Source organism: Microbacterium sp. (assembly GCF_036277215.1).
In the GTDB taxonomy this organism is placed as follows: domain Bacteria; phylum Actinomycetota; class Actinomycetes; order Actinomycetales; family Microbacteriaceae; genus Microbacterium.
In genome coordinates this window covers 1-4,244 of sequence record NZ_DASUNI010000127.1, presented here as the reverse complement: position 1 = coordinate 4,244, position 4,244 = coordinate 1, and the positions used below count along the sequence as shown (strand labels likewise).

Genomic DNA, 4,244 nt, shown 5'->3' with positions numbered 1-4,244 from the left:
CGGCGACATCGGGCGACGCGACCGCGTCCCCGGCACCGGCGAGCTCGGCCGCCAGTTCGAGCTGGTCGACGGTGACCGAGCCGTGGGGGTCGAACTCCTCGTGCGTTTCGTCTCGTCGCTGCGCTCCTCGCTCGACGACCGGGACCGCGTTCGTGGAGCGGGGCGAAACGACCGGGACCGCGTTCGCGGAGCGGGACGAAACGACCGGGCGGCTGCTGTCACTCACAGGTGCGGCACCCCCTCGGACGCCTTGTAGTAGACGGCGTGGCGGTAGTTCTTGCCCGCCGGGCTCTCGAAGAAGGCGCCCTTCGCATCGGGATCGCTCGTGGTGATGGCGTCGGCCGGGACGACCCAGATCGAGGTGCCCTCGCCGCGGCGGGTGTACAGGTCGCGGGCGTTGCGGACGGCCATGTCCGCGTCGGGTGCGTGGAGCGATCCGGCGTGCACGTGGCTCAGTCCGCGGTTGGCCCGGACGAAGACCTCCCAGAGGGGCCACTGTTCGGCGGGCGATGCGCCGGGGGTGGTCATCATGCCGCTCCGCTCTCCGTCGTCGAGCGAGCCGAGCGAGACGCATTGCTCTGCTTACGCGCGTACTCGGCGGCCGCCTCGCGCACCCACGCGCCGTTCTCATGCGCTTCCCGTCGCGCTCGCAGCCGTTCGGCGTTCATCGGCCCACGGCCGGCGAGCACCTCGAAGAACTCGGTCCAGTCGATTTCGCTGTGATCGTACTGCTGCGTCTCTTCGTTCCAGCGCAGGTTCGGGTCGGGCAGGGTGACCCCCAGGGCCTCGGCCTGCGGCACCAGCATCCCGATGAAGCGCTGCCGCAGCTCGTCGTTCGAGAAGCGCTTGATCCTCCACGCGGTCGACTGCGCCGAGTTGGGGGACTGGTCGTCGGGAGGTCCGAACATCATCAGGCTCGGCCAGTACCAGCGATCGACGGCATCCTGAGCCATCTCCCGCTGCGCGGGGGTGCCCTGCATGAGGGTCAGGAGGATCTCGAACCCCTGCCGCTGGTGGAACGACTCCTCCTTGCAGATGCGCACCATGGCGCGGCCGTACGGACCGTACGAGGCTCGGCACAGCGGCACCTGGTTGCAGATCGCGGCGCCGTCGACCAGCCAGCCGATCGCGCCCATGTCGGCCCAGGTCGGGGTCGGGTAGTTGAAGATCGACGAGTACTTCGCCTTGCCGGTGATCAGCTGCTCGGTCATCTCGTCGCGCGTGATGCCGAGCGTCTGCGCGGCCGAATACAGGTAAAGGCCGTGGCCCGCTTCGTCCTGCACCTTCGCCATCAGGATCGCCTTGCGCTTGAGGCTGGGGGCGCGGGTGATCCAGTTGCCCTCCGGCTGCATGCCGATGATCTCGGAGTGCCCGTGCTGCGAGATCTGCCGGATCAGCGTCCTGCGGTACGCGTCGGGCATCCAGTCCCGAGGCTCGACGCGCGAGTCGGCGGCGATGAGCTCGTTGAAACGCCACTCCTCCTCGGAGAGGTCGGGCTCGACGGCGCTGAGGTCGACGGTGGTCATCTTCGACTCCTGGTGTTTACAGAACGATCGTTTAGTTATTATGACAGACATGGAGCGCCCCACGAAAGCGATGATCGAGCGAGACCGGGCGTCGGCGGCGCTGGGCATGGTCGTGGACCACGACGAGCCAGGACGCGCGGTGGTGCACATGGTGGTCCGCGACGACATGACCAACGGCTTCCACATCACCCACGGCGGGCTGGTGTTCGCGCTGGCCGACACGGCCTTCGCGATCGCCTGCAACGAGGACGACCGCATCACCGTCGCGCAGGGCGCGGACGTCACGTTCCTGAAGTCCACGAGGGCGGGCCAGACCCTCACAGCGACCGCGGTGCGTCGCGCCCGCAACGGCCGCAGCGGGATCTACGACATCACGGTGGTCGATGAGACGGGGGATGCCGTGGCCGAGGTGCGCGGTCGCTCCCTCGCGACCGACCGCACTCTGCCGGAGCCGCCTCCCGGTCGTTGAGCGAGGGAGCACGGCGACCGAGACGAAACGCCGTCGTTGAGCGGGCGTTTCGTCTCGCTCCGCTCGCTTCAGCGACCGGGGCCTCAGGCCGCGGCCAGCTGCTTCGCCACGAGTGTGAGCACGTCGTACTGCGCCACGATCTCGTCCTTCTGGTTGCGGATCACCGCGTCCCACCGCACCTCGCCGTAGTCGTCGGTCTCGCGCGGCGTGATCTGCTTCGCCGTGAGCTCGACGCGGATCTCGTCGCCCGGCGACACCGGCGTGAGGAACCGCAGGTTCTCGAGGCCGTAGTTGGCCAGCACGGGGCCCGGCTCCGGGTCGACGAACAGGCCCGCCGCCCACGAGACCAGGAGGTACCCGTGCGCCACCCGCCCCGGGAAGAACGGGTTGGCCGCGGCCGCCTCCTCGTCCATGTGCGCGTAGAACGTATCGCCGGTGAACTGCGCGAACGTCTCGATGTCCGCCAGCGTCACCTCACGCGAGGCCGACACCACCTGATCCCCGATGCGCAGCTCGGCGAGCGACTTGCGGAACGGATGCCGGCCGGTCGAGTCCGAGGCGGCGCCGGCGTGCCAGACGCCGGTGAGCGCCGTGAGCATCTCGGGGGAGCCCTGCACGGCGGTGCGCTGCATGTGGTGCAGCACCGCGCGGATCCCGCCGAGCTCTTCGCCGCCGCCGGCCCGCCCGGGCCCGCCGTGAACGAGATTCGGCAGGGGCGATCCGTGCCCGGTCGACGAGCGGGCGTCGTCGCGGTCGAGCAGCAGGACCCGGCCGTTGAAGGCCGAGATGCGGCTCATCAGCTCGACCGCGACCGCCGGGTCGTGCGTCGCGATGCTCGTCACCAGCGAACCGCCACCGCGCGCCACGATGTCGGCCGCGTCGGCGACGCTCGCATACGGGATGACGGACGCCACCGGGCCGAACGCCTCCACCTCGTGCACCGCGTCGGATGCGGCATCCGGGAATCGCAGCATCAGCGGCGGAACGAACGCCCCGTCGGGAGACTCGCCGATCGAGCCGTCGCCGCGGGTCACCGATGGGGTGCCGGTCGCCCCGATGACGACCTCGCCGCCGGCGACCTCGAGCTTCGCCACCTGCGCCAGCACGTCGTCGCGCTGCCCGATCGAGGCGAGCGGCCCCATCGTGACACCCTCCGCGCGCGGGTCGCCGACGACGACGCGCTCGGCGATGCGGGCGCGCACCGCATCGATGACGGCGTCGACGGATGCCGTCGGCACGAGCGCCCGCCGAATCGCGGTGCACTTCTGCCCGGCCTTGGACGTCATCTCGGTGACGAGCTGGCGCACGTACGCGTCGAATTCGGGCGTTCCGGACACGGCGTCGGGGCCGAGGATCGAGGCGTTGATCGAGTCGGTCTCGCTCGTGAACCGCACCCCGCCGGTCTGGACGCAGTCGTTGGCGCGCAGCCGTTCGGCGGTCGACGCACTGCCGGTGAAGCCGACGATGTCGCCCAGCCGCAGATGCTCGAACAGGTCGGGCACGCTGCCGCTCACGAGCTGGAGCGAACCCGCGGGCAGCAGACCGGATTCGACGAGGATGCGCACGTACGCCTCCGCGAGGTACCCGGTCGGAGTCGCGGGCTTGACGAGGGTCGGCATCCCGGCGAGGAACGCGGGAGCGAACTTCTCGAGCGATCCCCACACCGGGAAGTTGAACGCGTTGATCTGCACCGCCACCCCGGGCAGCCGCGTGTAGATGTGCCGACCGAGGAACGAGCCGTCCTTGGAGAGCGTCTCGACCGGCCCGTCGACGTACACCCGGGCGTTGGGCATCTCGCGCCGCGCCTTGCCGGAGTACGAGAACAGCACGCCGATGCCGCCGTCGATGTCGACCCAGGAGTCCGCCTTCGTCGCGCCGGTCCGGGCCGACAGCGCGTACAGCTCCTCCTTGCGCTCGGTCAGCGCGAGGGCCATCTGTTTGAGCAGCACCGCGCGCTCGTGGAAGGTCAGCGCGCCGATGCTCGCCTGCCCGACGGTCCGCGCGTACTCCAGCGCGGCGCCGAGGTCGAGCCCTGCGGTGCTGACTCGTGTGACGGGCTCGCCGGTCGAAGCGTCCCGCACCAGCATGGCGTCGGGGTCGTCGGCGGGCGTCCACCACGCGCCTTGGACGTAGCTGGGCAGCATGTCGGTCATCGGTCGTTCTCCCATACGTAGAAGCCTTCGCCGCTCTTGCGGCCGAGCCGGCCCTCTGCGCACGACCGATCTGGTGGGCCTGGACGTGCGCCTCGG

The 4,244-nt window shown here is 70.1% G+C and carries 4 protein-coding genes and 1 pseudogene; 1 reads left to right on the top strand and 4 read right to left on the bottom strand.

The genetic code is table 11. From position 1 onward, the window contains the following. The 3 genes and pseudogenes from VFX99_RS06540 to paaA form a co-directional block, all read right to left on the bottom strand. Nucleotides 1-226, bottom strand: a pseudogene (locus VFX99_RS06540) (hypothetical protein); the annotation flags it as partial. Next, nucleotides 223-528, bottom strand: a complete 306-nt coding sequence (gene paaB / locus VFX99_RS06535) for a 1,2-phenylacetyl-CoA epoxidase subunit PaaB (RefSeq protein WP_329665507.1) — start codon at nucleotides 526-528, stop codon at nucleotides 223-225. The gene paaB and the pseudogene VFX99_RS06540, both read right to left, overlap by 4 nt. Continuing rightward, nucleotides 528-1,526: a 1,2-phenylacetyl-CoA epoxidase subunit PaaA gene (paaA, locus tag VFX99_RS06530; RefSeq protein ID WP_329665506.1), complete on the bottom strand. Its 999-nt coding sequence runs from the start codon at nucleotides 1,524-1,526 to the stop codon at nucleotides 528-530. Before paaA ends, paaB begins: the two co-directional genes overlap by 1 nt. 49 nt (nucleotides 1,527-1,575) lie before the next feature. Between paaA and paaI the strand changes: the two genes are divergently transcribed. Further along, a complete protein-coding gene (gene paaI / locus VFX99_RS06525) occupies nucleotides 1,576-1,995 on the top strand; it encodes a hydroxyphenylacetyl-CoA thioesterase PaaI (RefSeq protein WP_414684328.1) in 420 nt (139 codons plus the stop codon). An 83-nt stretch (nucleotides 1,996-2,078) separates the two neighbouring features. Here the strand turns inward: paaI and paaZ are convergent, their stop codons facing one another. Continuing rightward, nucleotides 2,079-4,148, bottom strand: a complete 2,070-nt coding sequence (gene paaZ, locus VFX99_RS06520; protein WP_329665504.1) for a phenylacetic acid degradation bifunctional protein PaaZ — start codon at nucleotides 4,146-4,148, stop codon at nucleotides 2,079-2,081. Between the last annotated feature and the right edge of the window lie 96 nt (nucleotides 4,149-4,244).